1 protein-coding gene and 1 pseudogene are annotated in these 1,624 nt (G+C 76.2%); both read right to left on the bottom strand.

What is annotated here, in order from left to right:
- Positions 1 to 286, bottom strand: a pseudogene (locus GBZ48_RS35790) (hypothetical protein); the annotation flags it as partial.
- Between the two features lie 171 nt (positions 287 to 457).
- Entirely contained in the window at positions 458 to 1,384 is a 927-nt protein-coding gene (locus GBZ48_RS35785) for an ATP-binding protein (RefSeq protein WP_343049812.1), read from the bottom strand.
- Positions 1,385 to 1,624 lie beyond the last annotated feature (240 nt).

The raw sequence follows: 1,624 nt of genomic DNA, 5'->3' as shown, positions 1-1,624 counted from the left end.
CCGCCGCCGCTGCCCGCGTGCGCTGCGCGCCACCCCGCCCCGGCCGCCCCCCCGGCGGGTGGGCAGGGCGGGCGGGCGCGGCGCGTGGCGGGGCCGGGGCCGCCGCCAGCCGGTCGCGGGCAAGCTCGAAAGCCTTGGCGGCGAACAGGCGCGCGAACTCGCCAGCCGTCAGCCGGTCGAGCGGCGACGGGTCTTCGCGGGTGCGGATCGGGCGGGGGCCGGCGTAGAGCTGGCTGGCCCTGCGCTGGTCCGGGTCCGTATGGTGGTCCGGTCGGTCGGCGGTCACGGCGCGCTCGCTGGCCCTGTCAGGTCTGTGTGGGGAGTGCGGGAAACGTTCCCGCTTCGATCCTCATACGCTCACAGCCGCCCGGCCGGAAGGCCGGTCGGGGGCCGACGATTATTTGTCTCCCGACCGTGGCGAAAGGATGACTCTATCCGAAATTTCGGGGGTGGGAGATCAAAGCGGCAGCGTCACCGTCGCGCGCAGGCCGCCTTCCGCGCGGTTCGCCAGCGTCACGTCGCCGCCATGGCCGCGGATGATGCTGCGGGCGGTGGACAGGCCCAGCCCGACCCCGCCGGTGTCGCGCGAACGGGAGCGCTCCAGCCGGTAGAAGGGGGCGAAGACCTTCTCGAACTCCGCCTCCGGGATGCCGGGGCCGTCGTCGTCGATGTGGATCAGGGCGTTGCGATGCTGGCTGCCGTCCGGGCCGGTCTCCAGCCGGACGGTGAAGCCGCCGCCATACTTGATGGCGTTGTCCATCAGGTTGGCCAGCGCCCGGCGCAGCGCCACGGTGCGGCCCTCCGCCACCGCATGGGCCGGGCCGTCGTAGAGCGCGCGATGGCCGGCGTCGACGCGGTCGTCGCACAGGCTCTGCAACAGGTCGGCAAGGTCGAAGCGGCCGCGCGGCTCGCGCTGGGCGTCGTCGCGGGCGAAGGCCAGCGTGGCGGAGATCATCGCCTCCATCTCGTCGAGGTCGGACAGCATCCGGCGCTGCATCTCCGGATCGTCGACCAGCTCGGCGCGCAGGCGAAGCCGGGTGATCGGCGTGCGCAGGTCGTGGCCGATCGCCGCCAGCATCTGGGTGCGGTCGGCGACGAAGCGGGCGAGGCGCGCCTGCATCCGGTTGAAGGCGCGGGTGGCGGCGCGCAGCTCGCGCGGGCCTTCCTCCGGCAGGGGATCGGCCTGCCCGTCGACGCTGAGCCGTTCGGCGGCGGCGGCGAAGCCGGCCAGCGGCGCCGTCACCCGGCGGGCGGCGAGCAGCGACACCAGCAGGATCACCGCGACGATGGCGCCCATCCACAGCACGAAGCGGACGATGCCGAACGGGCCGGGCAGCGGCTCGCCGCCGGTGAAGCTGAGCCAGGAGCCGTCGCCGAGCCGCACCGACAGCCGGACATGCGGCCCCCAGTGCCGCGGCTCGTCGCCCGCCGCCGCCCTTCATGGCGGGCGACGGGGCGCCGCACCGGGGGGCGCCTGGTCCGCGGGTCGGGGGGCCCCGGGCCGGGGCCCGGGCCCGGCTTCCCCGCCGGGGGGCCCCCCCCCGGCCGCTCCGCGCCGTTCCCCTTCGTCCTGGGGGTGGGCCCCTCCGTCCCGGTGGCCCGCCGGGGGCGGGTCGCCGCCCCC

Source organism: Azospirillum melinis (assembly GCF_013340935.1).
Classification (GTDB): domain Bacteria; phylum Pseudomonadota; class Alphaproteobacteria; order Azospirillales; family Azospirillaceae; genus Azospirillum; species Azospirillum melinis.
This window is presented reverse-complemented; position numbering and strand designations above follow the sequence as displayed.